Source organism: Achromobacter sp. T5-5 (genome assembly GCF_055397965.1).
In genome coordinates this window covers 1307901-1334465 of sequence record NZ_AP027919.1, presented here as the reverse complement: position 1 = coordinate 1334465, position 26565 = coordinate 1307901, and the positions used below count along the sequence as shown (strand labels likewise).

Here is a 26565-nt window from a genome sequence, read left to right as displayed (position 1 = left end):
CCTCGCCCCGCCCCCTCGGAGCCCCATGCGTACCCGCACTGCCCTTGCCCTGCTTTTCGCCCTGACCGGCGCGCCTGCCCTCGCGGCCGCGCCGCCTGCCGTCATCGAGAACTCCCTGGGCATGACGTTCGTGCCCGTGCCGGCCGGCACGTTCCAGATGGGCAGCGACGAGACGCCCCAGGCGCTTGCCGCCGCCTATCCCCACTATCCGCCCGACCGCTACGCCCAGCTCTCGGACGAAGCGCCGGTGCACACCGTGCGCATTACCCGGCCGTTCTATCTGGCGCGCACCGAAGTCACCGTGGGCCAGTTCAGGCGTTTCATCGAAGCCTCCGGCTACGTCCCGGAGTCCGAAGCCGACGGCACGGGCGGCTATGGCTATAACGCCGCCTACGACCCCGAAACTTCCGCCTCCGGCGACGCCTTCGAAGGCCGCGACCGCCGCTACTCCTGGCGCAATCCCGGCTTTGCGCAGGACGACGATCACCCCGTGGTGAACATCAGCTGGAACGACGCCATGGCGCTGGCGCAGTGGCTGACCCGAACCGAAGGCCGCGTCTACCGGCTGCCCACCGAGGCCGAATGGGAATATGCCTGCCGCGCCGGCGCCCGCACGCGCTACCAAAACGGCGACGACCCGGCCGGGATGCCCGACGTGGGCAATGGCTTCGACGCGGACGCCGCCCCCCTGTGGCCGACATGGCAGGTCTACGCCTCGTCCCGCCGCGACGGCAACACATTCACCGCGCCGGTCGCCCGCTACGCCCCCAACGCGTTCGGCCTGTACGACATGCACGGCAACGCCTGGGAATGGGTCTCGGACTGGTACGGCGAGGACTACTACGCAAACTCGCCGACCGACGACCCGCAAGGCCCGGCCACCGGCAACGTGCGCGTGCGGCGCGGCGGCTCCTGGCACACCTGGGCGCTGTACACCCGCGCCTCGTACCGCAACTGGAACACGCAGGAAACGCGCTATCCGCTGGTCGGGATGCGCCTGGTGCGCGAGGCCGACCCGGCCGATTGACGAAAAAAGGCTGCGCGGTGGGTTAGCATGGCCGCACGATCCATTTGAAGAGAAACCTGACATGCATACGCTGGGCCGTCTCGTCCTGCTTGTGAACGACTACGACACCGCCATCGCCTTCTACCGGGACAAGCTCGGCATGGAGGTTTTTGTCGACATGCCTGTCGGCCAGCAGCGCTATGTGCACCTGCGCCTGCACGATCAGCCCGCGGTCGGCGTGTGGCTGCTGCAGGCCCAGACGCAGGCGCAGCGCGACCGCGTGGGCGACCAGACCGGCGGCCAGCCGGTTGGGGTGTTCTACACCGACGATGTGCTACGCGACCATGCCCAGTTCGCGGCCAAGGGGGTGCGCTTCACCCGTGACCCGGTGCAAGAGGAAACCGCGGCCTACGCCCATTTCATCGACCTGTACGGCAACGAGTTCGTGCTGGTCCAGTTGAAGCAGCCGGCCTAGCGCCGGGTTCCGGACATGGCGCGCCAACCGTCACGCCAGGACTGGATCCGGCGCGCCGCGCCTTCCAGCCGCCTGGAGCGCATCGAGGCCTATTTTGGCGGCCATGGCTACGACATGCACCGCCACGACACCTACGCCATCGGGCGCACGCTGGCGGGCGTGCAAAGCTTTCACTACCGGCGCGGGCTGCGGCACAGCCTGCCGGGCGGCACCCTCGTGCTGCATCCGGACGAGGCCCACGACGGCCAGGCCGGAACCGAGGCCGGCTTTCACTACCGCATGATCTACGTGGAGCCGGCCCTCATCCAGCAGATCCTGGGCGGCCGGCCGCTGCCTTTCATCCGCGACGGCATCAGCGACGATCCCCGGCTGTACGCGGCCAGCGACGCCCTGCTGCAGGCCACCGGCCAGGCCATCGATCCGCTGCAGGAGGACGACGCCCTCTTCGAACTGGCCCACGCGCTGTGCGCGGCCGCAGGCCGCAAGACGGGCCGGCGCCTGCCCGACCATGCCGCGGCCGAGCGCGCGCGGCAGTACGTCCACGCCTCGCTGGGCCAGGCGATCACCTTGGACGACCTGGCGCGCGCGGCGGGCGCCGACCGCTGGCGCCTGTCGCGCGATTTCCGCGCGCTGTTCGGCACCAGCCCGTATCGCTACGTGATGCTGCGCCGCCTGGACCTTGCGCGCCGCCTCATCGCGGCGGGCAGCCCGCTGGCGCAGGCCGCGGCGGACGCGGGATTCACCGATCAAAGCCACCTCACGCGCCGCCATGTGCAGGCGTATGGCATGGCGCCCGACCGCTGGCGGCGGATGCTGCGGGCCTGACGCGCGGCGCCGCCAAAACCTGCTCGATCGTACAAGACGGGCCTCCGTTGCGGGCGTATCGTGAGGTCTTTCCCACCCCACGGCGATGCCCCCATGCCTTCCCCGCACCCCATCAATCTTGCCGCCAAGCTGGCGCTGATCCAGGAACACTGGATGCCCAAGGTCATCGCCGAGATGAACGACTACCAGTTCAAGCTCGTCAAGCTGCAAGGCGAGTTCGTCTGGCACGCGCATGCCGACACGGACGAGACCTTCATCGTCATCCAGGGCCGGCTGCGCATCGCGCTGCGTGACGGCGAGATCGACCTGGGCCCCGGCGAAATGACCGTGATTCCCAAGGGCGTGGAGCACAAGCCCTGTGCGCCCGAGGAAGTCCAGGTCATGCTGATCGAGCCGCGCGGCGTGGTCAACACCGGCGACCAGGGCGGGCCGCGCAGCGCGCCCAACGACGTATGGATCTGAATGCCGGCCTTTGCTAAGGTGGGGCCCGGATAAATAAGGCCCGCATCCATGAGGTCCGGGTATTTGAGGCCGGGGTATTTGAGGCCCAGTGCGTTCGCCCCCGATGCGCGAGGCCGTCACACGCAAGGCCAGAACAGGAGAAAACCATGTCCAAAGTCATGCTGGTCACGGGCGGCAGCCGCGGCATCGGCGCCGCCGTCGCCAAGCTGGCCGCCCGCCGCGGCTACGCGGTGGGCGTCAACTATCACGCGAATGCCGATGCCGCCCAGGCCGTCGTGGACGAGATCCAGCGCGGCGGCGGCACGGCCATCGCCATCCAGGGCGACGTCGCGCAGGAAGATCAGGTGATGCGCATGTTCCGCACGCTGGATGAGCGCCTGGGCAGGATCGATGCGCTGGTCAACAACGCCGGCATCCTGGAAAAGCAGATGCGCGTCGAGGAAATGGACGCCGCCCGCCTGCACCGGGTGCTGTCCACCAACGTCGTCGGCGCCTTCCTGTGCGCGCGCGAAGCGGTGCGGCGGATGTCGCCGCGCCATGGCGGCCAGGGCGGCGCCATCGTCAATGTGTCCTCGGCCGCGGCGCGCCTGGGCTCCCCGAATGAATACGTGGACTATGCAGCGTCCAAGGGCGCGATGGACACGCTGACCATCGGCCTGTCCAAGGAAGTCGCGCCCGAAGGCATCCGCGTGAATGGCGTGCGCCCCGGCACGATCTACACCGAGATGCACGCCAGCGGCGGCGAACCCGGCCGTGTCGACCGGCTCAAGAGCGTGATTCCGCTGCGCCGCGGCGGCACCGTCCAGGAGGTGGCCGGCGCGGTCATGTGGCTGTTCTCGGACGAGGCCGGCTATACCAGCGGCTCGTTCATCGAGGTATCGGGCGGCAGCTGAACGGGCTACTTGCCGCCCGTCGAGATCACGCTCTTGTCCTGCCCGGCGGAAATGCGCGCCTCGACGCGGCGCAGCACGGCCAGCACGAACAGGGCAATCAGGGTGCTGACCAAGGCGGTGGCCTCGCGCCCCATGCCCGCGGCCACGCCGATGGCGGCCGTCATCCAGATGCTGGCCGAGGTGGTGAGACCGTGGATTTCACGCTCTTGCCCCAGCTTGATGATGGCGCCCGCGCCCAGAAAGCCGATGCCGGCGATGACGCCCTGCAGCACGCGGCTCAGGTCGCCGACGTCCATGCCGCCCTGCAGCGGCACCAGCACGAAGATCGCCGCGCCCAGCGCCACCAGCATATGCGTGCGCAAGCCGGCTGCCTTGCCTTTGAGTTCGCGCTCGTAACCCAGCAGACCGCCCAGCAGGACGGCCATGCCCAAACGGAGCACGATGCGCGTCGCCTCGCCCACGTCGGGGATGTCGGCGAATTCACTACGCACCGTGGTCCAGATTTCCAGCCAGATTTCCGCCATCGACGATTCCTTGGAGCCGTGAAGCACCGAGCATAGCAGGCGGCGCGGCGATCACGGCGGACGTCCCGCGTGTCTGATTCTGTCGCATCTCAAGCCGACACGGCGCCGCCCATCCGGTTTACAACTCCTGCATGGCCGCGCCGGCCGGCGCGCATCGACAGGAGCTCCACATGGACTTGCAGCTGGCGGGTAAACGCGTGCTCATCACGGGCGCTTCCAAGGGCATCGGCCTGGCCTGTGCGATCGCCTTCGCGCGGGAAGGCGCCGAGCCGATACTGGTTGCGCGCGACGACGCCGCCTTGCATGGCGCCACCGCGGCGATCCGCGAGCAGACGGGCCGGCAGGCCGACGCGGTCACGCTGGACCTGGCCCAGCCCGGCGCGGCGGAACGCCTGTGCAAAGAGGCCGGCCCCGTCGACATCCTGGTGAACAACGCCGGCGCGGTGCCGGGCGGCGCGCTGGACCAGGTGCAGGACGAACGCTGGCGCGCGGGATGGGAACTGAAGGTGCATGGCTACATCGGCCTGGCGCGCCATTACTACCCCCGGATGCGCGAGGCGGGGTCGGGCGTCATTGCCAACATCATCGGCATGGCGGGCTCGGCCCCGCGCGCCGACTATATCTGCGGCGCGGCGGCCAACGCCTCGCTCATCGCGTTCACGCGGGCGCTGGGCGGGGAATCGCCGCGCCACGGCGTACGGGTATTCGGCGTCAATCCGTCGCGCACGCGCACCGACCGCGTGCTGACCTTGGCGCGGCAGCGCGCGCAGGCGCGCTGGGGCGATGAATCGCGGTGGCAGGACACGCTGTCGGACCTGCCGTTCGGGCGGCTGATGGAGCCGGCCGAGGTGGCCGACATGATCGTGTTCGGGGCCTCGCCCCGCGCGGGCTATCTGAGCGGCACCGTGATCGACCTGGACGGCGGCGAACAATACGCCGCGCACGGGCGCTGAGGCCCGCGCCGGCCGGCTGGCGTCAGGCAGCCGCCGCCTGCCAGCCCGCCAGCAGCGCCGGCAACTGGCGCATGTCGGTAAAGACGTGCGACACGCCCACGCTGCGCAGCGCCTGCGCGCCGCTGTGGCCATTGGCGTCCGGGCTGTAGCCGAACACCGTCGCGCCCGCAGCGACGCCCGCCGTGGCGCCGGTCACCGTGTCTTCGACGATGGCGCAGCGCCGCGGATCCACGCCCAGCGCCTGCGCGGCGGCCAGGTACACGTCCGGGAACGGCTTGCTGCGCGGCATTTCGTGACCGCTGAAGACCCGGCCGCCGAAGCAGTCGGCGATTCCCACCTTGGCCAGCTGCAGTTCCACCTTGCGGCGGTCGGCGCCCGAGGCCACCGCGATGCGGCCGTCCAGCGCCTCGTGCAGGGCGCGCACGGCGTCCGGCGCGCCGGGGATTTCAAGCAGGTCTCGGTCCAGCGCATCGTTGCGGCGCTGGCGGAACTGGTCGAACCAGTCCTGCGTGATCGTGGCGCCGGTGCGCGCCTCGATCAGCGGCAGCTCGTCCTTGACCGCCTTTCCGGTGAAAATCTCCATCGTCTCCGCATGCGTGATGCCCCAGCCCAGTTCATTGAGCATCTCGGTCAGCACGCGGCTGGTGATGGGTTCGGAATCGACCAGCACGCCGTCGCAGTCGAACAGCACGGCGTCAAAGGGAAAATCAGTCATTGCGGGAAGCCGGGGAGTATCCATGAAGCGGGTAAGCATACTGCACGGCGGCCCGCCCGCCGGACAGCAAGCCGCGGAGTGTCTCCACGCCGCGTCCTGGCTACGCTGTACGCTCGTATCGAAGGCGGCGGCTGCCGCCCTGACCACCCCATGACCATGACCACGCCCCCTCACCGGCCGCTCGGCCAATACGATTGGCCCCGCATCGCGCGGGACCTGGATGCGCAGGGCTGGGCGATCCTGCCCGCGCTGTACGCGCCGGACGACGCGCGCATGCTGGCGCGGCTGCAGGCGTCGGACGGTCCGCTTGCCGACCCCCTCCCGGCGCCGATTGCCCGGCTGCGCGCCGATCTCTACACCCGGCTGCTGCCCGTGGCGCGCGCCTGGGCGCAATCGCTGGGCCAGGACGTTGTGTATCCCGACGACCTGGCCGCCTACGCGCGCCAGAACCGCCGGGCCGGTCAATCGCGCGGCCTGACCGCCCTCCGGCGCCTGGCCGCCGGCGGCTACCAGCCGCTGCTGCAGCATGCCGACGGAACCGATGTTTTTCCGCTGCGGCTCATCGTCCTGCTGTCCGAACCCGGCGTGGACTACACGGGCGGCGAAACCGTCATGACCGAGCAGCGCCCGCGCATGCAGTCGCGTCCGATGGTGCTGCCCCTGGGCCTGGGCGACGCGGCGGTGATCGCGGTATCGCACCGGCCGGTGCGGGGCGCGCAGGGCGTCTACCGCGTGACGGCGCGCCAGGCCATCAGCCGCGTGCACAGCGGCGAGCGCGTCGGCCTGGACCTGATGCTGCACGACGCGCCGTCGCCGTAGCGCTTTTGCCCGCCCTCAGAAATCCATCGACGCCGACAGCATCACCGTGCGCGGCACGCCCTGGGAGATCGTGCCGTACGACGCCACCCCCGACCAATAGGCGCGGTTGAACACGTTGACCACATTGGCGCGCAAGGTAACGTCCTTGCCCTGCACCTTGACGGCGTAGCGCGCGCCCAGGTCGAACGTGGTCCATGACGGCACGGACTGCGTGTTGGCCTGGTTGATGTATTCGCGGCCGGTGTAGATCATGCCCCCGGTCAGCGTCAGCCCGGCCACCCACGGCGTATCCCATTCGGCGCCCAGGTTGACCGCGACGGTCGGCACGCCCACCGGCCGATTGCCGCGCGTGGCGGCGCTGTTGGTGCGCGTGAGCTCGCCGTCCAGGAAAGTCACGCCGCCCAGCAGGCGCAGGCCGCGCAGCGGCTCGCCCGACACGTTCAGCTCCAGCCCGCGGTTGCGCTGCTCGCTGTCCGCGGCGTACACGCCGTTGGTGAGCTGGCCGCTGGGCTTGGTGATCTCGAACGCGCTCAGCGTCACCATGGCGCTGTCCAGTTCCACCTTGACGCCTACTTCCTTCTGCCTGGCCTTGTACGGCTTGAAGACCTCGCCCGCATTGGTCGCGGTAGCTGGCGCCACGTCGCCCTTGCTCAGGCCTTCGATGTAATTGGCGTAGAACGAGACATTGCGCCAAGGCTTGATGACCAGCCCGGCCAGCGGCGTGGTCGCGCTCTCGTCGTAGCTGACGGTGCGCACGCCCGTGGCGCCGTTGAAGTTGCGCGATTCGATGCGCTGGTGGCGCACGCCCAGCGTGAGCTGCGCCCGATCGTCCAGGATGCTGAGCGTGTCGGCCAGCGCCAGCCCGGACAGGTCGGACGACGACACCTTGGGCACGTTGGCCGGCGCGGGGATGTGCTGCGCCGGACGCGTAATCGGATCGTAGATGTTGGACGTCAGCGGCGTGCCGTTCACGCTGGCCTGCAGGTTGCGATCGCTGTACAGGCTGCCCATGACGGTCACCGCGTGGCGCACCGGCCCGGTGTCCAGCTGCGCGCGCAGGCCGGCGTTGTAGGTGCTGCGGTTGACCTGGAAGCGGAAGTTGTTCGGCGTCACCACCGTGTCGCCGGCTTCGTTCACGATGGTGGGCGTCTGGTCCGACAGGCGCGAGACGAAGGTGTCCGAGCCGCCCGCGTCGGCAAACACCGTCAGGCGGTCGCTGATGTCGTACTCCACGCGCAGCAGCGCCGACTCGCCGTCCGATTTCCACCAGCCCCAAGGCTGCGTGGCGTTGCGGCGGCCATCGGGCGCGCGGGGCACGGCGATGCCGGGCGCGACCAGGAACGGCCGCGTCGGGGCGTCGATCTTTTCATGCTGGGTCAGCAGGTCCAGCGAGGCGCGCAGCCGTTCGCCCTGGTAATCCAGCGACAGCGCGCCGATGCTCGTGCGCGAATTCATGTTGTCCAGCGGCGTATCGCCCTGCCGGTGCATGCCGTTGATCCGCACGCCCCATTCGCCGGCGTCGCCGAAGCGGCGGCTCAGGTCCACGCGGGCGCCGAATTGCGAATCGGCCATGTAGTCGGCCGACACGCGGGTCAGGTCGTCGGGCAGCGACCGCTTGGGCACCATGTTGATCACGCCGCCCACGCCGCTGTTGGGGGACATGCCGTACAGCAGCGCCGCCGGCCCCTTCAGCACTTCCACGCGCTCGATGTAGTCGGTGAAGACGTGGTAGTTGGGCGCCACGCCATAGACGCCGTCGAACGCGATCTCGCCCAGGTTGCCCTCGCCGATGGGAAAGCCGCGGATATAGAACGAGTCGGTCACGCCGCCGATCTGGCCGGTAAAGCGCACCGACGGCTCGACGGTCAGCGCGTCGGCCAGGGTCACGGCCTGGCGATTCGCCAGCAGGTCGGACGTATAGCTGGTGACGTTGAACGGCGTGTCCATCACATCGCGGTTGCCCAGCAGGCCGAGCCGGGCGCCGCGGGCGACCTGCCCGCCGGCGAATTCCACGGGAAGCGTGGACGGTCCCACGCCCGCGCCATCCACGGTGACCGCGGGCAGCAGCGTGGCCTCGCCCGCGGCGGCCGGCAGTTTGCGCAATGCATACGCCCCGCCGCCCTGTTCCGACAGGGCAACGCCAGAGCCGGCCAGCAGGCGGGCAAAGCCCTCGCGCACGGAGTAGGCGCCCTGCAGGCCGTCGCTGTGCAGGCCCGCGACCATTGCGGGGTCGAACGATAGCGGCACACCCGCCGCGGCCGCGAACTGCGCCAGGACGTCGCCCAGCGGGCCCGCCGCGATGGCATACGACTTGCGCGCGGCGGCAGCGGCGGGCTCGGCCGCCTGCGTCAGCGCCGGCGCGCCCGCCACGGCCAGCAGCGCCAGTCCCAGGCCGGCGGCGCGGACCAGGGCCGCGGCGGGCGACAGGACGGCGCGGACGCGGGGCGGGCGCGGCGATCGGGAGATTCGGATAACCATGAAACGATCCTTCGTGGGTGTCGGGGTGGCGCGCGTGTCGCGACGGTTCACCCGGTACACCGGACGAAGCGGAAAAAAGTGTCAGGCCATCGGCGATTAATGTGTAACCGCGGCGCGCGGCCCCACCGTCGTCCACAACGGCGTCATCCGGCTCACCCTGACCGGCAGCGTCTTTTCCAGCAGGCGCAGGCTGGCGTCGATGTCATTCAGCGGGAAGGCGCCCGATACCCGCAGCCCCGCCACCGCGGGATCGCACCGCAGCACGCCCCGCCGATAGCGGCCCAGCTCGTCCACCAGATCCGCCAGCCGCCAATTGCGCGCGGCCAGCATGCCGTCCGCCCACGACGCCGCCGCGCCGTCGGCGGCAACCGGCGCCGCGGCCTCGCGCGCGGTGAAGACGGTCTGCTCGCCCGCCGCCAGCACCAGGCCCGAATCCGTCCGGGCGGGTTGGACCTGCACCGCGCCCTCGAACACCGCGACGCGGACGCGGCTGCCTTCTTCCCGGACCAGGAAGCGCGTGCCCAGCGCGCGCAGGCTGCCCTGCGCGGTCTGCACGACGAAGGGGCGATGGACCGGCGCGGGATCGCGCCCCGTCGTCAGCAGGATTTCGCCGCCGCGCAGCCAGAGGACACGCTGCGTGGGGCTGTAGTCGACATCGACGGCGCTGCCGGTGTTCAGCACCAGCTCGGTCCCATCGGCCAGCGCCACGCGGCGCTGCTCGCCCGTCGCCGTGCGCAGGTCCGCGCGCCATTCGCGCCAGGGCAGTTCGCGCGCGCCCATCCACGCCGCGGGTCCCAGCACCAGCAATCCAGCCAACGCGCGCAAGGCCTGCCGGCGTGCGGCGCGGTCGGCCTGGCGCAACGCCTGCCCGCCCAGGCGCGGCGGCACCTGGCCGAAGCCGCGCAGCATCGCCTCGGCGCGCTGCCAGGCGGCTTCGTGCGCGGCGCTGCGCGCGCGCCAGCGGTCGAAGGCCGCGCGGTCCGCCACCGACAGCGTCTCGGATTGCAGGCGCACCAGCCAGCCGGCCGCTTCCTTCAGGATGGCGGGATCGATGGCCGCGTTCACGGCGCGTCCGCCTGGTAGGCGATCAGGCAGGCGGCGAACGCGGCCTGCATGCGGCGCTTCACGGTGGACAGCGACACCCGCTGCGCCCGCGCGATTTCGTCGTAACCCATGCCATCGAACTGCGACATCAGGAAGGCCTCGCGCGTGCGGGCGGACAGCGAACGCAGGGCGGCATCGATGGCGTGCAGCGTTTCCAGGATGAGCGCGCGCGCTTCCGGCGACGGCGCCTCGGCCGCGGGCAATTGCGCCACCGCGGCGAGATACGCGTCTTCCACCGCCCGGCGGCGCCAGTGATCCGCCACCAGGCCCTTGGCGATGTGGGTCAGCAGCGCGCGCGGCTCGGCGCCCGCCTCCTGCCTGCGCCGTCCGGCCATCAGCCGCACGAACGTGTCGTGCGCCAGATCGGCGGCATCGAAAGAACTGCCCAGCTTCCCGCGCAGCCAAGTCGCCAGCCAGCCGTGGTGTTCTCGATAGAGCTTCGTGACGTTATCGGCGCAGGAAGATTGCGGCGCAGGCAAGGCGCACCTCGGACCATATGCAAATAGGAATTATTTTTATTTTATACGAGCCGGCCGAGCGGCGCTGGCGCGCCCACGTCCCGGGGGGTGGTGGGATAGAATCGATCACTTCCAGCCACGTAGATGAGCGCCATGCAGAACGACCCGTCCATGCCTCGTTTTCTTGCCAGCGGTGGAGAGATGGGCGTACGGGTCGGCGTCCATGACTGGGCGGCCACGCCGCTGGGTCCCCTCTCCACCTGGCCCGCCTCCCTGCGCATCGCCGCGGGCATGGTGCTGTCATCCCGGTTCCCGTCCTGCCTGGTCTGGGGACCCGAGCTGATCTCCCTCTACAACGATGCCTTCGTGCCCATCCTGGGCGCCAAGCCGGACGCGTTGGGCCGCCCGTTCAACGAGGTCTGGCACGAAGCCTGGCCGCTGATCGGCCCCATCGCGGAACGCGCCTTCGCGGGCGAGCCCACCTTCATCGAAGACTACCCGCTGGAAATTCAGCGTTACGGCCGCGCGGAGATGGCGAGTTTCACGTTCTGCTATAGCCCGGTGCGCGACGAAGACGGCAAGGTGGTCGGGATGATCGACACGGTCATCGAGACCACTGCCCGCATCGGCGCCGAGAAAGCGCAGGCCGACGCGCTGCGCCTGACCGAAGAGGCGCTGCGCCAGAGCCAGAAGATGGAAGCGGTGGGACAGCTTGCGGGCGGGGTGGCGCATGACTTCAACAATCTGCTGACCGGCATTTCGGGCAGCCTGGAACTGCTGAGCCAGCGCGTCGCGCAGGGCCGGCTCAACGAGCTGGAGCGCCACATCGCGGTGGCGAAAAGCAGCGCCACGAAGGCCGGCGTCCTCACGCGCCGCCTGCTGACCTTTTCCCGCCACCATCCGCTCGAGCGCCGGGCCGTGGACATCAACCAGGTCATCGGCGACATGGAGGATCTGATCCGGCGCAGCGCCGGCGCGGCGGTCACGCTGGAACTGGTGTGCGACCGCGGGCTGTGGCCCGTCTGGATCGACTCGCACCAGCTCGAGAACGCGCTGCTGAACCTGTGCCTGAATGCCCGCGACGCCATGTCCTCCAGCGGCGCCTTGTGCATCGAGACGCGCAACGTCGCCCTGCCCGCCGACGCCGCGCGCGCGGTCGGGATGGAGGCCGGCGATTACGTCCTGCTGCGCGTGTCCGACGCGGGCTGCGGCATGACGCCCGAGATCGTGCAGCGCATGTTCGAGCCCTTCTACACCACCAAGCCGGCCGAACGGGGCACCGGGCTGGGGCTGTCGCTGGTGCACGACTTCGTCCGGCAATCGGGCGGGCATGTACACGTGCGTTCGCAGCCGGGACAGGGCACGGACATCGACCTGTATTTTCCGCGCCATGGCGGCGCGGCGATGGAGCCCCCGGCAGCCTTGCCGGCGGCAACGGCCGAGCCGCCCCGGGTCTCCCAGGGCGAAACGGTGCTGCTGGCCGAAGACGACGCCGCGGTGCGCGAGGTCACGGCCGAAGTCCTGAAAGAAATGGGCTATACCGTGCTCGAAGTCACCGATGGGGCCAGCGCGCTCAAACACCTGAACGCCAACGCACGGATCGATCTGCTGGTCTGCGATCTGGCGCTGCCGGGCGGCATGAACGGACGCCGGGTCGCCGAAATGGGCCAGGCGCTGCGGCCCGGCATGAAAGTGCTGTTCATCACGGGCTATGGCGAAAGCGCCGAGGGCGCCAATGCACCCGCGCAAGGCGCCCCCCTGCTGCTCAAGCCCTACACCCTGGACGACCTGATGCGCGAGGTGCACGCGCTGATGCGCTGATGTGCTGACCCGTCAATCCGGCAGCCTGCGCCGCGCCGACCAGATCCAGAACAGGGCCCCCATCGACAGCAGCATCGCGCACAGCAGGCAGGCAAAACAGATCAAGAGCCCAAAGAAGTAATAGCGGTCATAGACCCGCGCCGCCCACCACGCGACGCCGCCATATACCGCCATGACAAGGAACGGCAGCCATAGCACCGCGACCCCGGCGCGGCGCCAGCCGGGCGTGTTCAGGCGCGGGAATTTTTCGGGCCGCGCCCGCAGCCACAGCGCCAGCACGGACAGGACCGGCAGCAGGAACGCCAGCACCGCCAGCACCAGCACACCCGCGTCCAGGAACGTCGCCACGAACTCGCGCAAGATCATCTCCTCGCACGGCGCATTGGCGGCGCCGTCCGGGATGTTATACACGAGCCCCGGCTACAGCCTTACAGCTTCGGCGCGTAGCGCACCGTCAGCATCACATTGCGCGGCTCGCCGTAATAGTTGTTGCTCCCCAGGGTGTTGTAGGAAGGCACGTAGTACTTCTTGTCGAACACGTTGTTCACGTTCAGCCCGAAGCTCAATTCCGGCGTCGCCTGATAGCCCAGGCGCGCGTTCCAGATCGTGAATCCCGCCAACTTGAACTCACGGTCGGAGCTGATCGTCTGCGTCTGCGCATTGACGCCCGCGCCCACGCTCAGGCGGTTCCACGCGCCCGGCAGCCTGTAGTTGGCCCACAGGCGCAGCATGTGCTTGGGCGTCCAGGTATTGAAGACCTTGCCCTGGTTGTCGGGGTCCGACAGGAACTTGGTGGTGTTGTAGGTATAGCCGGCGTACAGCTCGAGCCCCCGGACGACCTCGCCGGAGATCTCGGCCTCCACGCCCTGGCTGCGCACCTCGCCCGCCGCGCGCGAGCAATACCAGCCGTTGCAGGCAAACCCGGCGTCGTAGTCGTTGACGGCGCGGTTCTTGTGGTCGTAGCGGAACACGGCAAGCAGGGTGTTGACCCGGCCGCCGGCCAGTTCGCCCTTGATGCCGGCTTCGTAGTTCTTGCCTTCGATCGGCTCGAGCAGGCTGCCCGACACGGTGCGCTCGGTCTGCGGTTCGAAGACCGTGGTGTAGCTCGTGTAGACGGACCAGTTGTCGTTCAGCGCATACACGATGCCGGCGTAGGGAATGAAGCGGCCCGACGTCGACGACGTCGTCGCGCTGCCGCCGCCGCTGTAGCGGTAGTCGAACCAGCCCACTCGCCCGCCCCCGATCAGCGAGAGCGACTCCGTGGGCTTGACGCGCCACGTGCCGTAGATGCCCTTTTGGCGGATGTCATAGGCGCTGCGCGAATCGTAGCCGCTGGCGGCCACGATGCTGTCGATGTCCTGCCACGGACGATGGTGATCGATGTCGTAGATGTTGCCGCCGCCCTGCCAGGCGCGCGTGAAGCGGTCGTTCGTGGTGAGCTTGGAATAGTTGGCCCCCACCACCACTTCCTGCGCCATGCCCCAGGCGGTGAAGTCCCCGGCCAGCGACATGTCCATGGCGCGCTGTTCGCTCTTGAAATCCACGCCGAAATTGCCGTAGTCCAGCTCGCTGCCGTCGCGCTGCACGGGTCCCACGGCGCGCTGGTGCACCGTGGTGTTGTCCTCTTGCATCGCCACGCCGGCAAGCCTGAAGCGCCACGCGTCGTTCAAGCGATGCATCACGTCCGCGTTGAAGATGGTCTGGTCGTTCGTGGCGCGATTCCAGGTCGAGCCCGTGAACGTGGAGCGCGGCAGGTCGATGCTGCCGCCATCGGCAAAGCGCGGATAGCCCACGAACATGGGACGCGAGCGGCTGTACCGGTTGCTGACGCCCAGGCCCACCGTCGTGTCCGCGGTGATGTCATAGTCCAGCGCGGCGTACAGGTTGCGCGTCCTGTCCCAGACATAGTCGATGTAGGAATGGCTCCGGTCCTCGTCCAGCACCATGCGGCCTCGCAGCGTGCCCGACGCGTTCAAGGGGCCGCCCGCATCCAGCGTCAGGCCGTAGTGGTCCCAGGACCCCACCTTGCCCGTGACGACCACGGACGGTTCGGATCCTCCCCGCTTGCGCACCAGGTTGATCGCGCCGCCCGGACTGCCCGCGCCCTGCAGCAGGCCGGCCGCGCCGCGAAGGATTTCCACGCGGTCGTAGAACACCAGGGAGTCCTGCTCCCAGTTGCCCAGGCTGTAGCTGTTGCGCAGCAAGGACACGCCGTCATACTGCAGCAGATCCACCGGAAAGCCGCGCGCATTGATCGCCACGCCCGCCCCCACGCCCTGCACGCCCACCATGCCCACCGTGTTGTTGACGGCGTCTGGCAGGCTGGTCATGTCCTGGTCGTCCATGCGCTGGCGCGTCAGCACGGTGATGGACTGCGGAATGTCCTTGAGCGCCTGCGCCGTCTTGCCGATAGTCACGGCCGGCGAGGTATACGAACCGGTGCCCTCCGTCGTGGTGGCGTCGCCCGTCACCATGACGGGCGCCAGCATCGCGGTCGGGCCGGCCGCCGGCGCCTGCCGCAGGCGGTAGCCGCCCTCGGCCCGCGCCACGGCCTGCAGGCCCGTGCCCAGCAGCAGGCGTTCGAGCGCCGCATCGACGCCATGGACTCCGGACACGCCCCGCGTCGTGACGCCGGCCGTCAGGCCCGGGTCCGACGCCACCATCACGCCGGCCTGCGCGCCGAACGTCCCCAGCGCCGCGCTGAGCGGGCCGGCCGGGACGCTGAAGGCAATGGCGCCGGGCGTCTGCGCCATCGCCGCCGCGGGCCACGCCGACGCGACGGCGACGGGCGCGGCAAGGGCGAATGCCGCGCGGCTCAGGTGTAGGCGGACGGTCACCGCGGCTCGGGCGGCGCGGATGGAAAGAGATGACATCGAAGGATTCCCAGGCTCATGAAAGGTCGCAGCAGCCGCGTGACCGGGCCGCTTTGTCTACATGAAGCGCGAGATCGGGATATCCGCCGTTGCTGTTACAAAAAGGCCGGCGGCACGGGTCATGCCAGGCCTACCGTCACCCAGTAGCGGGTATAGCGGCGCACCCGCACCGGCAGGATCTCCTGCAGCATGGCCAGCACCCGGTCCGTGTCGGACAGCGGGAACGCGCCCACCACGCGCAGCCCCGCCGCCTCGGCGGTGCAATTCAGCAGGCCCGGTCTGTACCGGCCCAGTTCGTTCAGGAAGTCCGACAACGGCATTTCGTCGGCGATCAGCATGCCCTGCAGCCAGGCGGACGCGCCGGGCGCCAAGGGGCCCGACTGGAAAGCCCCGTTCGCGGAGAACTCCGCCTGCTCGCCGGCCTGCACGCGCCGCGGCGCATCGCCGGGCGCCAAGCCGCGCACATCCACCGCGCCTTCCAGCACCGCGACCCGCATGCGGCCGGCCTCCAGGTCGCGCACCAGAAAGTGGGTGCCCACCGGCGTGAGCACCCCGCCGCGGGTGCGCAAGGTGAAGGGCCGCCCCAACGTGTCGCGGGCGGTGACGATCCCGATCTCGCCCTGCAGCAACACCAGTTCGCGCCGCTCCGCCGTATAGCGCAGGTCCAGCGCGCTGCCGGCGTTCAGCTCGACCCGGGTTCCGTCAGGCAGCGTCAGCGACCGGCGTTCGCCCGTGCCGGTGCGCAGGTCGGCCGACAAGCGGCGCACGGCATCGCGCTCGCCCACCGCCCAGGCCCCTAGGCCCACGCCGACCGCCGCGACCATCGCGCGGATCGCCGTGCGTCGCGACCGGATCAGCGGCGCCTGCAACAAGGTGCGCGAGGCCACCGACGGTCCGGCCTGCGCCACGCCCGCTGCCACATCGCGCGTCAGCGCGGAGAATCGCTGCCAGGCCAGTTCATGCGCGGGATCGGCCCGCCGCCAGTGTTCGAAGCGATCCCGCTCGGCGGCGCTGGCGTCTTCGCGCAGCCGCGCCCACCAGTCGGCGGCCTGCCGGATCACTTTCGGATCGATCGCGCCGGCTTCGGGCGCATGCGGCCGCAACAACGGGAGGTTATCCATGGCGCGGGCGTTCAGCCGTAGACGGCCGCATAGCAATGCACCAGCGCGCGCGCCAGGGATTTCTGCACGGCATTGGGCGTGAGGCCCAGACGCTCGCCGATCTCGGCGTACGACAGGCCGTCGATCTGGGCCATCAGGAAGATGCGCCGGCTGGTCATCGGCAGGGTGTCCAGCAGTTCGCAGATCTGCGTCAGCGCCTCGATGATCAGGGCCCGGGCCTCGACGGAAGGCTCGACCGCCGGCGGCTGCAGCGCCAGCGTCTCGGCATACGCAGCCTCCAGCGCCGCGCGCCGCGCCCGGCCGATCAGCAGGCGCGTGGCGATCGTGCGCAGATAGGCGCGGGGTTCAAGCAGCGGCTCGCGCACATTGGCGCGGATCAGGCGTTCGAAGGTGTCATGCGCCAGGTCCGCCGCGTCGCAGGCGTTGCCGAGCTTGCGCTGCAGCACGCCGCGCAGCCACTGGTGATGGGCCTGGTAAACGGATTGCACCTCTGCGCGAGAGGCGAAGGAAGAGGATGGCATGGCGATGCGGCCCGGCGTCGCCGCCAACGGGCAAGACAAATGAAAACGATTCGCAATTATAGGTGCGGATTTTGTCTTTGCAAGGCGCGCCCGCCTGGCGTGGTGCCGGCACGGCTGGGCGCAGCGACGCGCCGGGGGCCGCTTGCCTGCCCGGCCGTGTCAGTAATCCATGGGAACGTGGCTCTGCGCGGCGCGTATTTCCTGCAGATGCCGTTCGGCCTCTTCGCGTTCGACGGCGGGCGGCAGCGCGCGCCAACTGACCAGATTGCCCGGCGTCTTCAATGGCATCCAGCCCAGCACGCTGTAGAGCGAAATCGCGGTGCCGCCGGTATCCAGCCGCGTCTCGTAATATCCCTGACGGTCCGGCGCGGTGTCGCCGGGCGTCCAATCCAACTGAGACATCCAGGTCTCCTCCTGGTGAAGCTTATGCGCTAGGGTCCGCCGTTCGCGCGGGACGGGTCACGACGGACGGGCCGCGCGGAACGGGGACACATTTGATCGTATAGCGTCCGGACCCGCTTGTCCCCTGTCAAAAAGACTGAATTTTTGATTCCCGGCAGAGGGGAATCCCTAGGCTACCGTGGCTTTCGGATTGCTAAAGCACGAATTCAGGCGCTAGGATGCGGCAACGGATTTTTACACCCCCCGGCGGACGTGGAGCGACCGGGCCCCTCGGGCAAACGACGGCCATGCCGAAAACGATCTTTCCGCACTACCCAAGAGATCGGCTGGCCGCCCTGGCAAGCGCCAATGCCCTGCGCGCGATCCGCGAGGGCCTGCTGTGGGTCATGCCGTGCCTGCTGGTGTCCGCGCTGTTCCTGGTCCTGTCGGTCTGCGCCCGGCTGCTCGGGCTGCCCGACGCCCTGGCCGATCTGCTGGCCGGCCTGCACCGCAAGCTCTCGGGCATCATGCCGCTGCTGGCCGGCACGTCCATCGGCTACATGCTGTCGATCCGCCACCGGCTCCCGCATCTGCCGACGGCCCTGCTGTGCCTGTGCTACGTGGTGATCGCCGAAAGCGTGCTGGCGCCGTATCCCCGGGCGGCGGCCACCCTCACGCTGTTCATCGCGATCCTGGCGCCGATCGCGGCCGTGCCCCTGATGGCCCGCCTGCACCGCCGGCGCTGGACGCAACTGGCGCCGGACGGCCTGGTCGGCGAAAACGTCCGCGACTCGCTGAACATGATCGTTCCGGGCCTGCTGACGGCGGGTGTGGTGATGGCGGTGCTGTCCGCGGCCCTGCGCATTCCCGCCATCGCCCAGGTCGACATCCCGCTCAGCCTCGCGTCGCTGGACAGCCCGTTCGCCTCCGGCGCCCTGGTCGCCGCGCTGAACTCGCTGCTGTGGTTCTTCGGCATCCATGGCGCCCATGCCATGGCGCCCATCATGGACGTCCTGGACCAGGCTACCCGGCTCAACGCCACCACCACCGCGGCGGGCTACGAAAGCGTGTATGCGCTGAACGGCACGCTGCTGGGCGCGTTCGCCTTCATCGGCGGATCCGGCGCGACGCTGTCGCTGGTGGTGGCCATCCTGTTGTTCTCGCGCAGCGAGTCGCTGCGCGTGCTGGCCCTGGCGAGCATCCCCGTGTCGCTGCTGAACGTCAACGAGATCCTGCTGTTCGGCCTGCCCCTCATCCTGAACCCGCGGCTGCTCCTGCCCTTCGTGCTCACGCCCGTGGTCAACGTGACCATTGCCCTGGCCGTGGTGCAGCTTGGCTGGCTGGCGCCCGCGACGGTCACGCTGCCGTTGACCTCGCCAGTGCTGTTCAACGCCTACCTGGGCGCTGGCGAGCACCTGGTCGGGATCGCGTTGCAGCTGGCGCTGGTGGCGCTGGGCGCGTGCATCTATGCGCCCTGCCTGATCGCGCTGGAGCGCCAGCGCACGGCCGACTCCACGGTGTATTTCAAATCGCTGGACACCACGTTTCCGCAATTGCAGGAAGAATCGCTGCTCTACGCCCATGATCCCGTGGCGTCCACCTACGCCAACCGCGCGCGGCGCCGCGCCGAGGTCTCGCGCATCCGCGCCATCAGCGAATACGACTTCTACCTGGAATTCCAGCCGCAGGTGTCGCTGCGCACGGGCCTGTGCACCGGCTGCGAGGCGCTGCTGCGCGCCACCGGTCCCGAAGGCACGCAGCAGGCGCCGCTGGAATTCCTGCGCTGGCTGGCGCAGGCCGATCTGATGCGGGACGTGGACCTGTGGGTGGCGCGGCAGGCAGTGCGGCAATGCCTGGCGTGGCGCGCGCAAGGCTTCACGCTACCCATGACCATCAACGTCACCGGCGGAACGCTGACGTCGCCCGCCTCCCTGGACCGGCTGATCAAGGTGCTGGAGCAGGCGCAGGGCCAGGTCTCGGTCGAGCTCACGGAAGACGCGCTGGTCGAGGACGCCAGCGCGTTGCACACCGCCTTTGACCGGCTGCACGGCATCGGCGCGCGCGTGTATATCGACGACTTCGGCACGGGCTATTCGGCGCTGAGCTACCTGCATCAGTTCCAGATCGACGCGGTCAAGATCGACCGCAGCTTCGTGCTGGCCCAGGGCCATGACCGCGGCGCGCTGGTGATGAGCGGCCTGCTGCGCTTCTGCGAGGCGCTGAACCTGCAGATCATCGTCGAAGGCGTGGAGACGGAAGCCCAGTTGTCCGCGCTGGCGTCCAGCGCGGAAATCATCGTGCAGGGCTGGTACTACAGCAAGGCGGTCTCGGGAGACCATCTCGTGGATTTCGCGCGCCGGCGGCAGGAAGCCCCCGCCCTGCCGGCGCAGCTTTCAAACGCCGCGGCTATTTGATGCCGATGAAGGGCAGCGCCGCGCCCGGCACCTGGGTGGACGGCAACACGCCGTCCCACTTTTCAACGGCATTCAGGCTCACCAGGTTGGTGTTGGCGGCCAGCGCCTCGGCCTTGGCGCGGATCGACGCCGCTTCGGCCTCGCCGCGCATGCGGATGCCGTCGGCCTCCGCCGTGAACCGCTGGCGCTGGGCGTCGGCTTCGGCCTTGGCCTTGACCACCTGGATCTCGGCATTGATCATCGCCGTTTCCTTTTGCTGGCGCGTCGTCTCGATCTGCACCTGGGCCAGCATGCGCTGCTCGATCGAATGCTCGTAGGCCTGCGAAAAACCCACTTCCTCGATCTGCACCCCCACCACCTGCACCGGCGCGCCCTCCATCGTCTTGAGGACCGCGGCGTTGACGTCCAGGCCGAGCTTCTGGCGTTCCTGGATGGCGCGCACGGCCGTGTACTGGCCAAACACGTTCTTCACCGCGTCCGGCGTCTTGCGTTCCAGCACCCGCATCTGCAAAGTGGCGATGGTGCCGTATTCAGCGTAGAGCTCGGCCACGTCCTCGGGCGGCACGCGATACGTGACGGACACGCGCAGCGTCGCGGGCTGCTGGTCGTAGCTGTAGGCCTCGAGCTTTTCGAACACGAAGGTGTGGTCGCGCACGGACACCGTCATCACGTTGTCGATGAAAGGCGTCTTGAAATCCAGGCCCGGCTCGGCCACGCGCACCAGCTTGCCGTTGCGCAGCACCACGCCGCGCTCGCCCTGGTCCACCTGGAACCACGAGCCCATCGCGATGAACACGATCAGCATGAAGAGAAGCGCAGTGCCAACGGCGAATTTCAGGTTGCGCGGCTTGACCGCGCCGATCGTCTTGACCATCTGGATGTCTGTCGGCTTCACTTTCACTTCCAATCCCTGTCGTTTCTTGTTCGTTTACGGTCCGAGAGCACCGCTGCAATGCCGCGCGCCAGCAGATAGGCGATCACCGCCGCCCCCACCAAGATCAGGAAATACCGCATCGAGCGTCCCCCCCGGGAAAGAAGGACGGGATTCTATCTTGCAGCGGGAACGCTGCCGCCACGACGTTCCGACCTAATGTGGCGATACGTTTCCGAACGTTTCCACGCGCCCGGAAATGCGCGCGTTCAGGCGCCGTACCAGCGCAATCCAAGCCGCGCCAACGGATCCGGATACTCCCAGAATGCATGGTCCAGCGCCTCGAGCTGCGCCTGTTCCGCGTCAGTCATCGCGCCGTAGATGTCATCGAGCTGGATCACTTCCGGCGCGGCCGCGAAGCGGTCGATCAGCCCTCGCATGCGGGACAGCACATCCAGCATGTGCACCGCCCCGATCTTCTTGAGCGCCTGCAGGGCCAACTGGCAGGTTTCGTCTCCCCAGTTGCAGAGGAACTGCATGAAGCCGCCGTTGTTGATGTCCGCTTCCATGCGCCACAGCGCCACCAGTTCCTGGTCCGTTCCCGACAGACGATCAAGCTTCCAATCCGCTGCTTGAAGCGCCGCCATCGCCTGCTCATAGCGCTGGTCCCACAGCAGATCGTGGACGTTGAGCATGCCTTGCGGCGACGGCGCCAGCAAGGCCGGCCACACGACGCCATGCCCGCCATCAACGAGCTGCCATTGCTCGCGCGCGGCCGACTCGGCTTCATGCAGGCGGATGTGGCGCCGGATCGGCTCCTGCAGCTCGCGGCCATTGGCCAGCGTGAGCAGCACGTGAGTGTCGGTCAGCGTGAGGGAGGTGATGCGATAGTCGGATGAGGGCATGCAAAAGTCCGGCAGCAAGGAAAGCGCGCAAAACTACCGGATCCGCGCCGCGCTGTCGAGGCGCGCGCGTTGCCGGCTCGCATCGCGCCGCATCCTGTTACCGCGCGGGGCCACCCCATCTGCTACGTTAACCGTGACCCGCGCCGGCGCCGCTGCCGGCGCCCCTGTCGGAGACCGACCATGCCACGTCCTTCCGAGTCCGCTCCCCTGATCGGAGTGGTCCCGCCGTACATGCTGGACCGCCTCGCGCAGCACACCGATGCGCGCGTCAGCATGCCCGCCGTCAAGACGTTGATCATCGATCAGCAACAGCGCAGCCTGCGCGAGATGGCGGAACAACCGCCCCGCGCGACCCTCGGGCCCACGCGCCACGCGGCGCCGGCCGGCTCGCCCGACCGCGCCATCCACGACGCCGCCAACAGCACCACGCTGCCCGGCAAGCTGGTGCGGGCCGAAGGCGCGCGGCCCAGCGGCGACCCCGCGGTGGACGAGGCCTATGCCCACCTGGGCGCGACCTACAAACTATTCTGGAACATCTACAAGCGCCACTCGATCGACGCGCACGGGTTGCCGCTGATCGGCACGGTGCACTACGGCGAAGACTACGAAAACGCCTTCTGGAATGGCGCGCAGATGGTGTTTGGCGATGGGGACGGCGAAATCTTCAATCGCTTTACCGTCGCGGTCGACATCATCGGCCATGAGCTCACGCATGGGGTGATCGACAGCGAGGCGGCGCTGCTCTACCAGGGCCAGTCCGGCGCGCTCAATGAATCGCTGTGCGACGTGTTCGGGGCGCTGGTCAAGCAGTATTCGCTGGACCAGACCGCGCGGCAGGCAGACTGGCTGGTAGGCGAAGGCCTCTTCACGGAAAAGGTGCAGGCGCGCGCGCTGCGCTCCATGGCCGAGCCCGGCACCGCCTACGACGACCCCGTGCTGGGCAAGGACCCGCAGCCCGCGCACATGCGCGACTACGTCGATACGCCGCGCGACAATGGCGGCGTGCACATCAACTCCGGCATTCCGAACCGCGCCTTTTATCTCGCGGCCACGGCGTTGGACGGCAATGCCTGGAACGGCGCGGGCCGCGTCTGGTACGACACCCTGTGCGACAAGCGCCTGCGCCACGATGCCGGGTTCAAGGACTTCGCCGGCCTGACGCTGGAGGTCGCGGGCGAAAAGCACGATGCGGCGGTGCGCCGCGCCATCGAAACGGCCTGGAAGGCCGTGGGAGTGCTGTCATGATCGAACTGCCGTCACTCGACCTGGCCCAGCTCGTGCGCCTGACGCGCGAGGGTGGCGTGGCCTTTGTTCCTGCCCTGGCGCAGCCGCGCCGCATCGATATGGGCACCTGCCCGCCGGGCGTGCGCCAGGCGGTCTGCGACGCGCTGCGCCTTGCGGCGCCCAAGGCCATGCCCGGCTGCGCGGACGCAGGCGGCGACCAGCGCTATTTCCACGTCGAGGTGGAATTCCAGGACGCTGAAACGGCCCGGATCAGCTTTAACGTGCCCGAGGCGGATGCGCCAGAGGCGCTGGTGCGGCTGTGGAAGCGCCAGGCCGACCAATCTGGATAGCGCGCCCGGCATACAGTCCGGCCACGGCCATGACCGCGCACAACGCGGCGCACACGCCCAGCGCCAAACCCCACCCGCCGAATTTGTCGTGCACGCCGCCCACCAGCGCCGGTCCAGTCGCGGCGAACAGATAGCCGACGCACTGCGCCATGCCCGACAGGGCCGCGGCCTGTTGCGCGTGGCTGGCGCGCAGCCCCACGAACGCCAGGCCCAGGATGATGCCCGCGCCCGTGCCCAGGCCCAGCAGCGCGATCCACACCGCGCCCCACGCGGGCGCCGCGATGAGACCCGCGAACGCCAAGCAGGACGCGCCCGCCGCGCAGAATGCCGCCGCCCGCTGGTCCTTCAACCGGCGCAGCAAGGGCGCCAGGAAAAGCGCGGGCGCGGCGGACGCAAGCTGCAGGAACCCATGCAGCGAGCCGGCGCGCTCGGCCGTAAAGCCCGCATCGTGCAGGATGGCCGGCAGCCAGCTCACCGCCACATAGAACACAAAGGAATTGATGCCCAGATACATCGTGACCTGCCACGCCAGGAGCGAACGCCACAGGTGCGCGCCGTGCGGCGCGTGCGCGGTCGCCGCGACCGGCCGCGTATGGCCGGCAAGCTGCGGCAGCCACAACAGCAGGCTGATCAGCGGCAGCGCCAGCATGCACAGCGTCGAAAACCGCCAGCCCCCCATCGGCAGATTGGCCAGCGGAATGGCGATGGCAGAGGCCAGTCCCGCCGCGAGCCCCATTGTCAGCACATAGGCAGAGGTCAGCCCCGCCAGCCGCTGGGGAAAATCCCGCTTGAGCAGGCTGGGCAGCAGCACGTTGCCCAGGGCAATGCCGGCCCCGATGATGGCCGTGCCCGCATACAGCCCGCCCACGCCGCCCATCGTGCGGACCCCGATCCCGGCGGCGACCAGCAGCATCGCCGCGAACAGGGTGCGTTCCAGCCCGAAGCGGCGCGCCAGTCCCGCGGCAAACAGCGACACCACCGCAAAAGCCAGCAGGGGCAAGGTGATCAGCATCCCCGCCGCGGCCGATGACAGGCCCAGTTCTCCGCGTATCAGTCCCATGAGCGGCGGCACGCCCGTGAACGGCGCGCGCAGCGCCATGGCGATGCACAGGATGCCCAGGATCAGGAGCGCGGGGCGCGTGGTCAGGGTCGGGGGAGCAGCGTGCGGCATGGATTCAATCCGGAAAGTGTGCAAGGAACGCGCACGAGCCGCGTTCCACCCCCGCCAGCTTACGCATCGGGCGCTTTGCAGAACGTCGAGATAATACCGAACCCCTGCACCGGCCCATGCCCGACCGCCCGCGCGACATCGCCGGCGCTTTGAATGCGGATCCCACCGGCCGCCGCACCGTGGCGCAATGGGGCAAGCGCGTCGCCCGCGTCACCCCTGCTTTGCGCCCGCGACGATGAACAACCGCGGAAACGGCAGCAGCACCGTGCCGTCGGCCAACGCGGGATAGGCCGCCTCGATCAGCGATTGGTAGCGCGCCAGGAAGCTCGCCTGCTCCGTCGCATCCAGCTTGTCCAGATAGGGCCGCAACGCCGTGCCCTTGAACCATTCCACCACCGCGGCCGCGCCGGCGAGCGGATGGTGATAGGTCGTGCGCCACACATCCAGCGTGGCGCAATGCGGCTTGAGCAGTTCGTAATACCAGGCGGCGCCATGGCGCGGCGGATGCTTCACGCCGCCGGTCTTGGCCGCCCAGGGCGCCTCGCCGGCCACCTGCCTGGCGAGTCGATGCGCGGGCTCTTCCAGGTTGTCCGGCGTCTGCACCGCCAGGCTGCCGCCGGGCGACAGCTTGGCCACCAGCGCCGGGTACAGCGTGTCATGGTCGGGCACCCACTGCAGCGAGGCGTTGGCCAGAATCACATCGTAGGACTGCGGCGGATTCCAGGCGGCAATGTCGGCCAATTCGAAGGACAGGGCCGGCAGGCGCTTGCGCGCCGCCGCGATCATGTCTTCCGAACTGTCCATGCCCGAGATGTCCGCGTCCGGATAGCGGCTGGCCAGCACCTCGGTGGAATTGCCCGGTCCACATCCCAGGTCCACGGCCCGTTTGACGACCCGGTTCGGCAGCGCCGCCACCAGGTCCCGCACCGGACGGGTGCGTTCGTTTTCAAAGGCGGAGTATTGCGTGGCGGACCAGCTCGTCATGATCGTTCCTTGCGTGGGTATGCGGTACCGCCGACTGTACGCCTGGGTCTTTCATATGACAAATCTCATATTTGGTCGACTGCCATATCCACAGAATATGGATACCGGAAAGAAAAACCCGCCCGCCGGCAGGTGCCGGCGGGCGGGTTCGATGGGCGAAACGCCTGCGTTACTGGGGCTTCAATTCATCCGAACGGGTTTTCCACAGCGAGAACAGCACGCCGCCCAGGATCAGGCTGAAGGTCACGCCCAGCGAAATCGCGGGAGGCACCTTGCCGATGAAGCCCACCAGGAAGATCTTCGTGCCGATGAACACCAGGACCAGGGCCAGCGCGTACTTCAGGTAATGGAAGCGATGGATCATCGCCGCCAGCGCAAAGTACAGCGCACGCAGGCCCAGGATCGCGAAGATGTTGCTGGTGTAGACGATGAACGGATCCGTGGTGATGGCGAAGATGGCCGGCACCGAATCCACCGCGAACACCAGGTCGACGAACTCGATCAGCACCAGCGCCAGCAGCAGCGGCGTCGCGTAGCGCACCTTCTTGGACGTGGCCGGATCGGTTTCGGTCACCATGAAGGCATTGCCGCGCAGGCCATCCGTGACGCGCATGTGGCGCTTCAGGAACTTCAGGATCGGATTGGTGGCGATGTCCGGCGTCTGGTCCGCGATCATCCACATCTTGATGCCCGTGAACACCAGGAACGCGCCGAACAGATACAGCAACCAGCCGAAATTGCTCACCAGCGCGGCGCCCAGGCCGATCATCGTGGCGCGCAGCACAATCACGCCGATGATGCCCCAGAACAGCACCCGGTGCTGGTACTGGCGCGGAATGGCAAAGAAGCTGAAGATCAGCGCGATCACGAAGACGTTGTCCATGGACAGCGACTTCTCGATCATGAAGCCCGTGTAATAGGCCATGCCGCTCTCCGGCCCCATGTTCCACCACACCCAGCCGCCGAACAGCACGGCCGCGGTGATGTAGCCCGCGGAAAGCAGCAGGCTTTCACGCACGCCGATCTCGCGATCTTCCTTGTGCAGCACGCCCAGGTCGAAGGCCAGCAGGCTGATGACGATACCGATGAACAGCAGCCAGCTCCATGCCGGCGTGCCGAGAAAATCGGCGTTGAAGAAGGTGATCAAAGTGTCCATGATTGCCCCGCTAGGTTTGAAGGCCCCCATGATCCTGATCCTGTCCGGATGGAGAAATCAG

At 68.6% G+C, this 26565-nt stretch carries 26 protein-coding genes; 11 read left to right on the top strand and 15 right to left on the bottom strand.

Translation table 11 applies throughout. The annotated features are described in order from the left end of the window. Positions 1-25 precede the first annotated feature (25 nt). The 5 genes from ACZ50Q_RS05960 to ACZ50Q_RS05940 all read left to right on the top strand — a co-directional run bounded on the left by ACZ50Q_RS05960 (position 26) and on the right by ACZ50Q_RS05940 (position 3661). Complete coding sequence (locus ACZ50Q_RS05960; protein WP_464080881.1) at positions 26-1027, top strand: formylglycine-generating enzyme family protein; 1002 nt, start codon at positions 26-28, stop codon at positions 1025-1027. 61 nt (positions 1028-1088) lie between these two features. Next, complete coding sequence (locus ACZ50Q_RS05955; RefSeq protein ID WP_076516336.1) at positions 1089-1481, top strand: VOC family protein; 393 nt, start codon at positions 1089-1091, stop codon at positions 1479-1481. A gap of 15 nt (positions 1482-1496) precedes the next feature. Beyond that, positions 1497-2306, top strand: a complete 810-nt coding sequence (locus tag ACZ50Q_RS05950; protein WP_076516338.1) for an AraC family transcriptional regulator — start codon at positions 1497-1499, stop codon at positions 2304-2306. Between the two features lie 93 nt (positions 2307-2399). Further along, entirely contained in the window at positions 2400-2768 is a 369-nt protein-coding gene (locus ACZ50Q_RS05945) for a cupin domain-containing protein (protein ID WP_076516340.1), read from the top strand. 146 nt (positions 2769-2914) lie between these two features. Then, the gene (locus ACZ50Q_RS05940) at positions 2915-3661 is read left to right on the top strand and encodes an SDR family oxidoreductase (protein WP_076516342.1); all 747 of its coding nucleotides are present in this window, start codon (positions 2915-2917) and stop codon (positions 3659-3661) included. Between the two features lie 5 nt (positions 3662-3666). Here the strand turns inward: ACZ50Q_RS05940 and ACZ50Q_RS05935 are convergent, their stop codons facing one another. Beyond that, the gene (locus tag ACZ50Q_RS05935) at positions 3667-4185 is read right to left on the bottom strand and encodes an MgtC/SapB family protein (RefSeq protein ID WP_076516344.1); all 519 of its coding nucleotides are present in this window, start codon (positions 4183-4185) and stop codon (positions 3667-3669) included. 170 nt (positions 4186-4355) lie between these two features. On the opposite strand from ACZ50Q_RS05935, the gene ACZ50Q_RS05930 reads away from it, so the two are divergent. Further along, the gene (locus ACZ50Q_RS05930) at positions 4356-5138 is read left to right on the top strand and encodes an SDR family oxidoreductase (protein WP_092580743.1); all 783 of its coding nucleotides are present in this window, start codon (positions 4356-4358) and stop codon (positions 5136-5138) included. Positions 5139-5160: 22 nt separating this feature from the next. On the opposite strand, the gene ACZ50Q_RS05925 is transcribed toward ACZ50Q_RS05930, so the two are convergent. Beyond that, on the bottom strand, positions 5161-5853 hold the full coding sequence (locus ACZ50Q_RS05925; RefSeq protein ID WP_464080880.1) for an HAD family hydrolase: 693 nt from the start codon (positions 5851-5853) through the stop codon (positions 5161-5163). A 156-nt stretch (positions 5854-6009) separates the two neighbouring features. Between ACZ50Q_RS05925 and ACZ50Q_RS05920 the strand changes: the two genes are divergently transcribed. Continuing rightward, positions 6010-6672 carry a 2OG-Fe(II) oxygenase gene (locus tag ACZ50Q_RS05920; protein ID WP_464080879.1) on the top strand — a complete coding sequence of 221 codons (663 nt, stop codon included), beginning with the start codon at positions 6010-6012 and terminating at the stop codon, positions 6670-6672. 15 nt (positions 6673-6687) lie between these two features. Here the strand turns inward: ACZ50Q_RS05920 and ACZ50Q_RS05915 are convergent, their stop codons facing one another. From ACZ50Q_RS05915 to ACZ50Q_RS05905, 3 genes are all read right to left on the bottom strand, one after another. Next, positions 6688-9150 carry a TonB-dependent siderophore receptor gene (locus ACZ50Q_RS05915; RefSeq protein WP_464080878.1) on the bottom strand — a complete coding sequence of 821 codons (2463 nt, stop codon included), beginning with the start codon at positions 9148-9150 and terminating at the stop codon, positions 6688-6690. Positions 9151-9246: 96 nt separating this feature from the next. Then, positions 9247-10215, bottom strand: coding sequence for a FecR domain-containing protein (locus ACZ50Q_RS05910; protein WP_464080877.1), 969 nt, complete (start codon positions 10213-10215; stop codon positions 9247-9249). Beyond that, complete coding sequence (locus ACZ50Q_RS05905; protein ID WP_092580721.1) at positions 10212-10733, bottom strand: sigma-70 family RNA polymerase sigma factor; 522 nt, start codon at positions 10731-10733, stop codon at positions 10212-10214. Before ACZ50Q_RS05905 ends, ACZ50Q_RS05910 begins: the two co-directional genes overlap by 4 nt. A 150-nt stretch (positions 10734-10883) precedes the next feature. Between ACZ50Q_RS05905 and ACZ50Q_RS05900 the strand changes: the two genes are divergently transcribed. Continuing rightward, complete coding sequence (locus tag ACZ50Q_RS05900; RefSeq protein ID WP_464080876.1) at positions 10884-12533, top strand: ATP-binding protein; 1650 nt, start codon at positions 10884-10886, stop codon at positions 12531-12533. 12 nt (positions 12534-12545) lie between these two features. Here ACZ50Q_RS05900 and ACZ50Q_RS05895 read toward each other — a convergent pair whose 3' ends face one another. The 5 genes from ACZ50Q_RS05895 to ACZ50Q_RS05875 form a co-directional block, all read right to left on the bottom strand. Beyond that, positions 12546-12944 carry a hypothetical protein gene (locus tag ACZ50Q_RS05895; protein WP_464080875.1) on the bottom strand — a complete coding sequence of 133 codons (399 nt, stop codon included), beginning with the start codon at positions 12942-12944 and terminating at the stop codon, positions 12546-12548. 17 nt (positions 12945-12961) lie between these two features. Further along, positions 12962-15406 carry a TonB-dependent siderophore receptor gene (locus ACZ50Q_RS05890; RefSeq protein ID WP_464080874.1) on the bottom strand — a complete coding sequence of 815 codons (2445 nt, stop codon included), beginning with the start codon at positions 15404-15406 and terminating at the stop codon, positions 12962-12964. Positions 15407-15525: 119 nt separating this feature from the next. Next, on the bottom strand, positions 15526-16527 hold the full coding sequence (locus ACZ50Q_RS05885; protein ID WP_464080873.1) for a FecR domain-containing protein: 1002 nt from the start codon (positions 16525-16527) through the stop codon (positions 15526-15528). An 11-nt stretch (positions 16528-16538) separates the two neighbouring features. Beyond that, positions 16539-17015, bottom strand: coding sequence for a sigma-70 family RNA polymerase sigma factor (locus ACZ50Q_RS05880; protein ID WP_231952199.1), 477 nt, complete (start codon positions 17013-17015; stop codon positions 16539-16541). Positions 17016-17207: 192 nt separating this feature from the next. After that, a complete protein-coding gene (locus ACZ50Q_RS05875) occupies positions 17208-17450 on the bottom strand; it encodes a hypothetical protein (protein ID WP_092580713.1) in 243 nt (80 codons plus the stop codon). Positions 17451-17737: 287 nt separating this feature from the next. Between ACZ50Q_RS05875 and ACZ50Q_RS05870 the strand changes: the two genes are divergently transcribed. After that, positions 17738-19843, top strand: a complete 2106-nt coding sequence (locus ACZ50Q_RS05870) for a PTS sugar transporter subunit IIC/EAL domain-containing protein (RefSeq protein WP_464080872.1) — start codon at positions 17738-17740, stop codon at positions 19841-19843. On the opposite strand, the gene ACZ50Q_RS05865 is transcribed toward ACZ50Q_RS05870, so the two are convergent. Both ACZ50Q_RS05865 and ACZ50Q_RS05860 read right to left on the bottom strand, forming a co-directional pair. Beyond that, entirely contained in the window at positions 19836-20717 is an 882-nt protein-coding gene (locus ACZ50Q_RS05865) for a prohibitin family protein (protein WP_092580822.1), read from the bottom strand. The two genes, ACZ50Q_RS05870 and ACZ50Q_RS05865, sit on opposite strands and share 8 nt — an antisense overlap. 266 nt (positions 20718-20983) lie before the next feature. Continuing rightward, positions 20984-21619, bottom strand: coding sequence for a DMP19 family protein (locus tag ACZ50Q_RS05860; RefSeq protein WP_464080871.1), 636 nt, complete (start codon positions 21617-21619; stop codon positions 20984-20986). A 180-nt stretch (positions 21620-21799) separates the two neighbouring features. Here ACZ50Q_RS05860 and ACZ50Q_RS05855 point away from each other — a divergent pair, with 180 nt between their 5' ends. Together ACZ50Q_RS05855 and ACZ50Q_RS05850 are read left to right on the top strand one after the other, a co-directional pair. Continuing rightward, complete coding sequence (locus tag ACZ50Q_RS05855; protein WP_464080870.1) at positions 21800-22864, top strand: M4 family metallopeptidase; 1065 nt, start codon at positions 21800-21802, stop codon at positions 22862-22864. Next, positions 22861-23193 carry a protealysin inhibitor emfourin gene (locus ACZ50Q_RS05850; protein WP_464080869.1) on the top strand — a complete coding sequence of 111 codons (333 nt, stop codon included), beginning with the start codon at positions 22861-22863 and terminating at the stop codon, positions 23191-23193. The genes ACZ50Q_RS05855 and ACZ50Q_RS05850 overlap by 4 nt, the downstream gene beginning before the upstream one ends. On the opposite strand, the gene ACZ50Q_RS05845 is transcribed toward ACZ50Q_RS05850, so the two are convergent. From ACZ50Q_RS05845 to ACZ50Q_RS05835, 3 genes are all read right to left on the bottom strand, one after another. Beyond that, positions 23120-24364: an MFS transporter gene (locus tag ACZ50Q_RS05845; RefSeq protein ID WP_464080868.1), complete on the bottom strand. Its 1245-nt coding sequence runs from the start codon at positions 24362-24364 to the stop codon at positions 23120-23122. The two genes, ACZ50Q_RS05850 and ACZ50Q_RS05845, sit on opposite strands and share 74 nt — an antisense overlap. Positions 24365-24574: 210 nt before the next feature. After that, a complete protein-coding gene (gene tam, locus ACZ50Q_RS05840; RefSeq protein WP_464080867.1) occupies positions 24575-25348 on the bottom strand; it encodes a trans-aconitate 2-methyltransferase in 774 nt (257 codons plus the stop codon). Between the two features lie 169 nt (positions 25349-25517). Beyond that, positions 25518-26504, bottom strand: a complete 987-nt coding sequence (locus ACZ50Q_RS05835) for a TerC family protein (RefSeq protein ID WP_076516373.1) — start codon at positions 26502-26504, stop codon at positions 25518-25520. Positions 26505-26565 lie beyond the last annotated feature (61 nt).

What these genes read in the sequence shown, in the direction of transcription:
- ACZ50Q_RS05960 (WP_464080881.1), top strand. Translation starts at nt 26, where the DNA reads ATGCGTACCCGCACTGCCCTTGCCCTGCTTTTCGCCCTGACCGGCGCG.
- ACZ50Q_RS05955 (WP_076516336.1), top strand. Translation starts at nt 1,089, where the DNA reads ATGCATACGCTGGGCCGTCTCGTCCTGCTTGTGAACGACTACGACACC.
- ACZ50Q_RS05950 (WP_076516338.1), top strand. Translation starts at nt 1,497, where the DNA reads ATGGCGCGCCAACCGTCACGCCAGGACTGGATCCGGCGCGCCGCGCCT.
- ACZ50Q_RS05945 (WP_076516340.1), top strand. Translation starts at nt 2,400, where the DNA reads ATGCCTTCCCCGCACCCCATCAATCTTGCCGCCAAGCTGGCGCTGATC.
- ACZ50Q_RS05940 (WP_076516342.1), top strand. Translation starts at nt 2,915, where the DNA reads ATGTCCAAAGTCATGCTGGTCACGGGCGGCAGCCGCGGCATCGGCGCC.
- ACZ50Q_RS05935 (WP_076516344.1), bottom strand. Translation starts at nt 4,185, where the DNA reads ATGGCGGAAATCTGGCTGGAAATCTGGACCACGGTGCGTAGTGAATTC.
- ACZ50Q_RS05930 (WP_092580743.1), top strand. Translation starts at nt 4,356, where the DNA reads ATGGACTTGCAGCTGGCGGGTAAACGCGTGCTCATCACGGGCGCTTCC.
- ACZ50Q_RS05925 (WP_464080880.1), bottom strand. Translation starts at nt 5,853, where the DNA reads ATGACTGATTTTCCCTTTGACGCCGTGCTGTTCGACTGCGACGGCGTG.
- ACZ50Q_RS05920 (WP_464080879.1), top strand. Translation starts at nt 6,010, where the DNA reads ATGACCACGCCCCCTCACCGGCCGCTCGGCCAATACGATTGGCCCCGC.
- ACZ50Q_RS05915 (WP_464080878.1), bottom strand. Translation starts at nt 9,150, where the DNA reads ATGGTTATCCGAATCTCCCGATCGCCGCGCCCGCCCCGCGTCCGCGCC.
- ACZ50Q_RS05900 (WP_464080876.1), top strand. Translation starts at nt 10,884, where the DNA reads ATGCCTCGTTTTCTTGCCAGCGGTGGAGAGATGGGCGTACGGGTCGGC.
- ACZ50Q_RS05890 (WP_464080874.1), bottom strand. Translation starts at nt 15,406, where the DNA reads ATGTCATCTCTTTCCATCCGCGCCGCCCGAGCCGCGGTGACCGTCCGC.
- ACZ50Q_RS05885 (WP_464080873.1), bottom strand. Translation starts at nt 16,527, where the DNA reads ATGGATAACCTCCCGTTGTTGCGGCCGCATGCGCCCGAAGCCGGCGCG.
- ACZ50Q_RS05875 (WP_092580713.1), bottom strand. Translation starts at nt 17,450, where the DNA reads ATGTCTCAGTTGGATTGGACGCCCGGCGACACCGCGCCGGACCGTCAG.
- ACZ50Q_RS05870 (WP_464080872.1), top strand. Translation starts at nt 17,738, where the DNA reads ATGCCGAAAACGATCTTTCCGCACTACCCAAGAGATCGGCTGGCCGCC.
- ACZ50Q_RS05865 (WP_092580822.1), bottom strand. Translation starts at nt 20,717, where the DNA reads ATGGTCAAGACGATCGGCGCGGTCAAGCCGCGCAACCTGAAATTCGCC.
- ACZ50Q_RS05860 (WP_464080871.1), bottom strand. Translation starts at nt 21,619, where the DNA reads ATGCCCTCATCCGACTATCGCATCACCTCCCTCACGCTGACCGACACT.
- ACZ50Q_RS05855 (WP_464080870.1), top strand. Translation starts at nt 21,800, where the DNA reads ATGCCACGTCCTTCCGAGTCCGCTCCCCTGATCGGAGTGGTCCCGCCG.
- ACZ50Q_RS05850 (WP_464080869.1), top strand. Translation starts at nt 22,861, where the DNA reads ATGATCGAACTGCCGTCACTCGACCTGGCCCAGCTCGTGCGCCTGACG.
- ACZ50Q_RS05845 (WP_464080868.1), bottom strand. Translation starts at nt 24,364, where the DNA reads ATGCCGCACGCTGCTCCCCCGACCCTGACCACGCGCCCCGCGCTCCTG.
- tam (WP_464080867.1), bottom strand. Translation starts at nt 25,348, where the DNA reads ATGACGAGCTGGTCCGCCACGCAATACTCCGCCTTTGAAAACGAACGC.
- ACZ50Q_RS05835 (WP_076516373.1), bottom strand. Translation starts at nt 26,504, where the DNA reads ATGGACACTTTGATCACCTTCTTCAACGCCGATTTTCTCGGCACGCCG.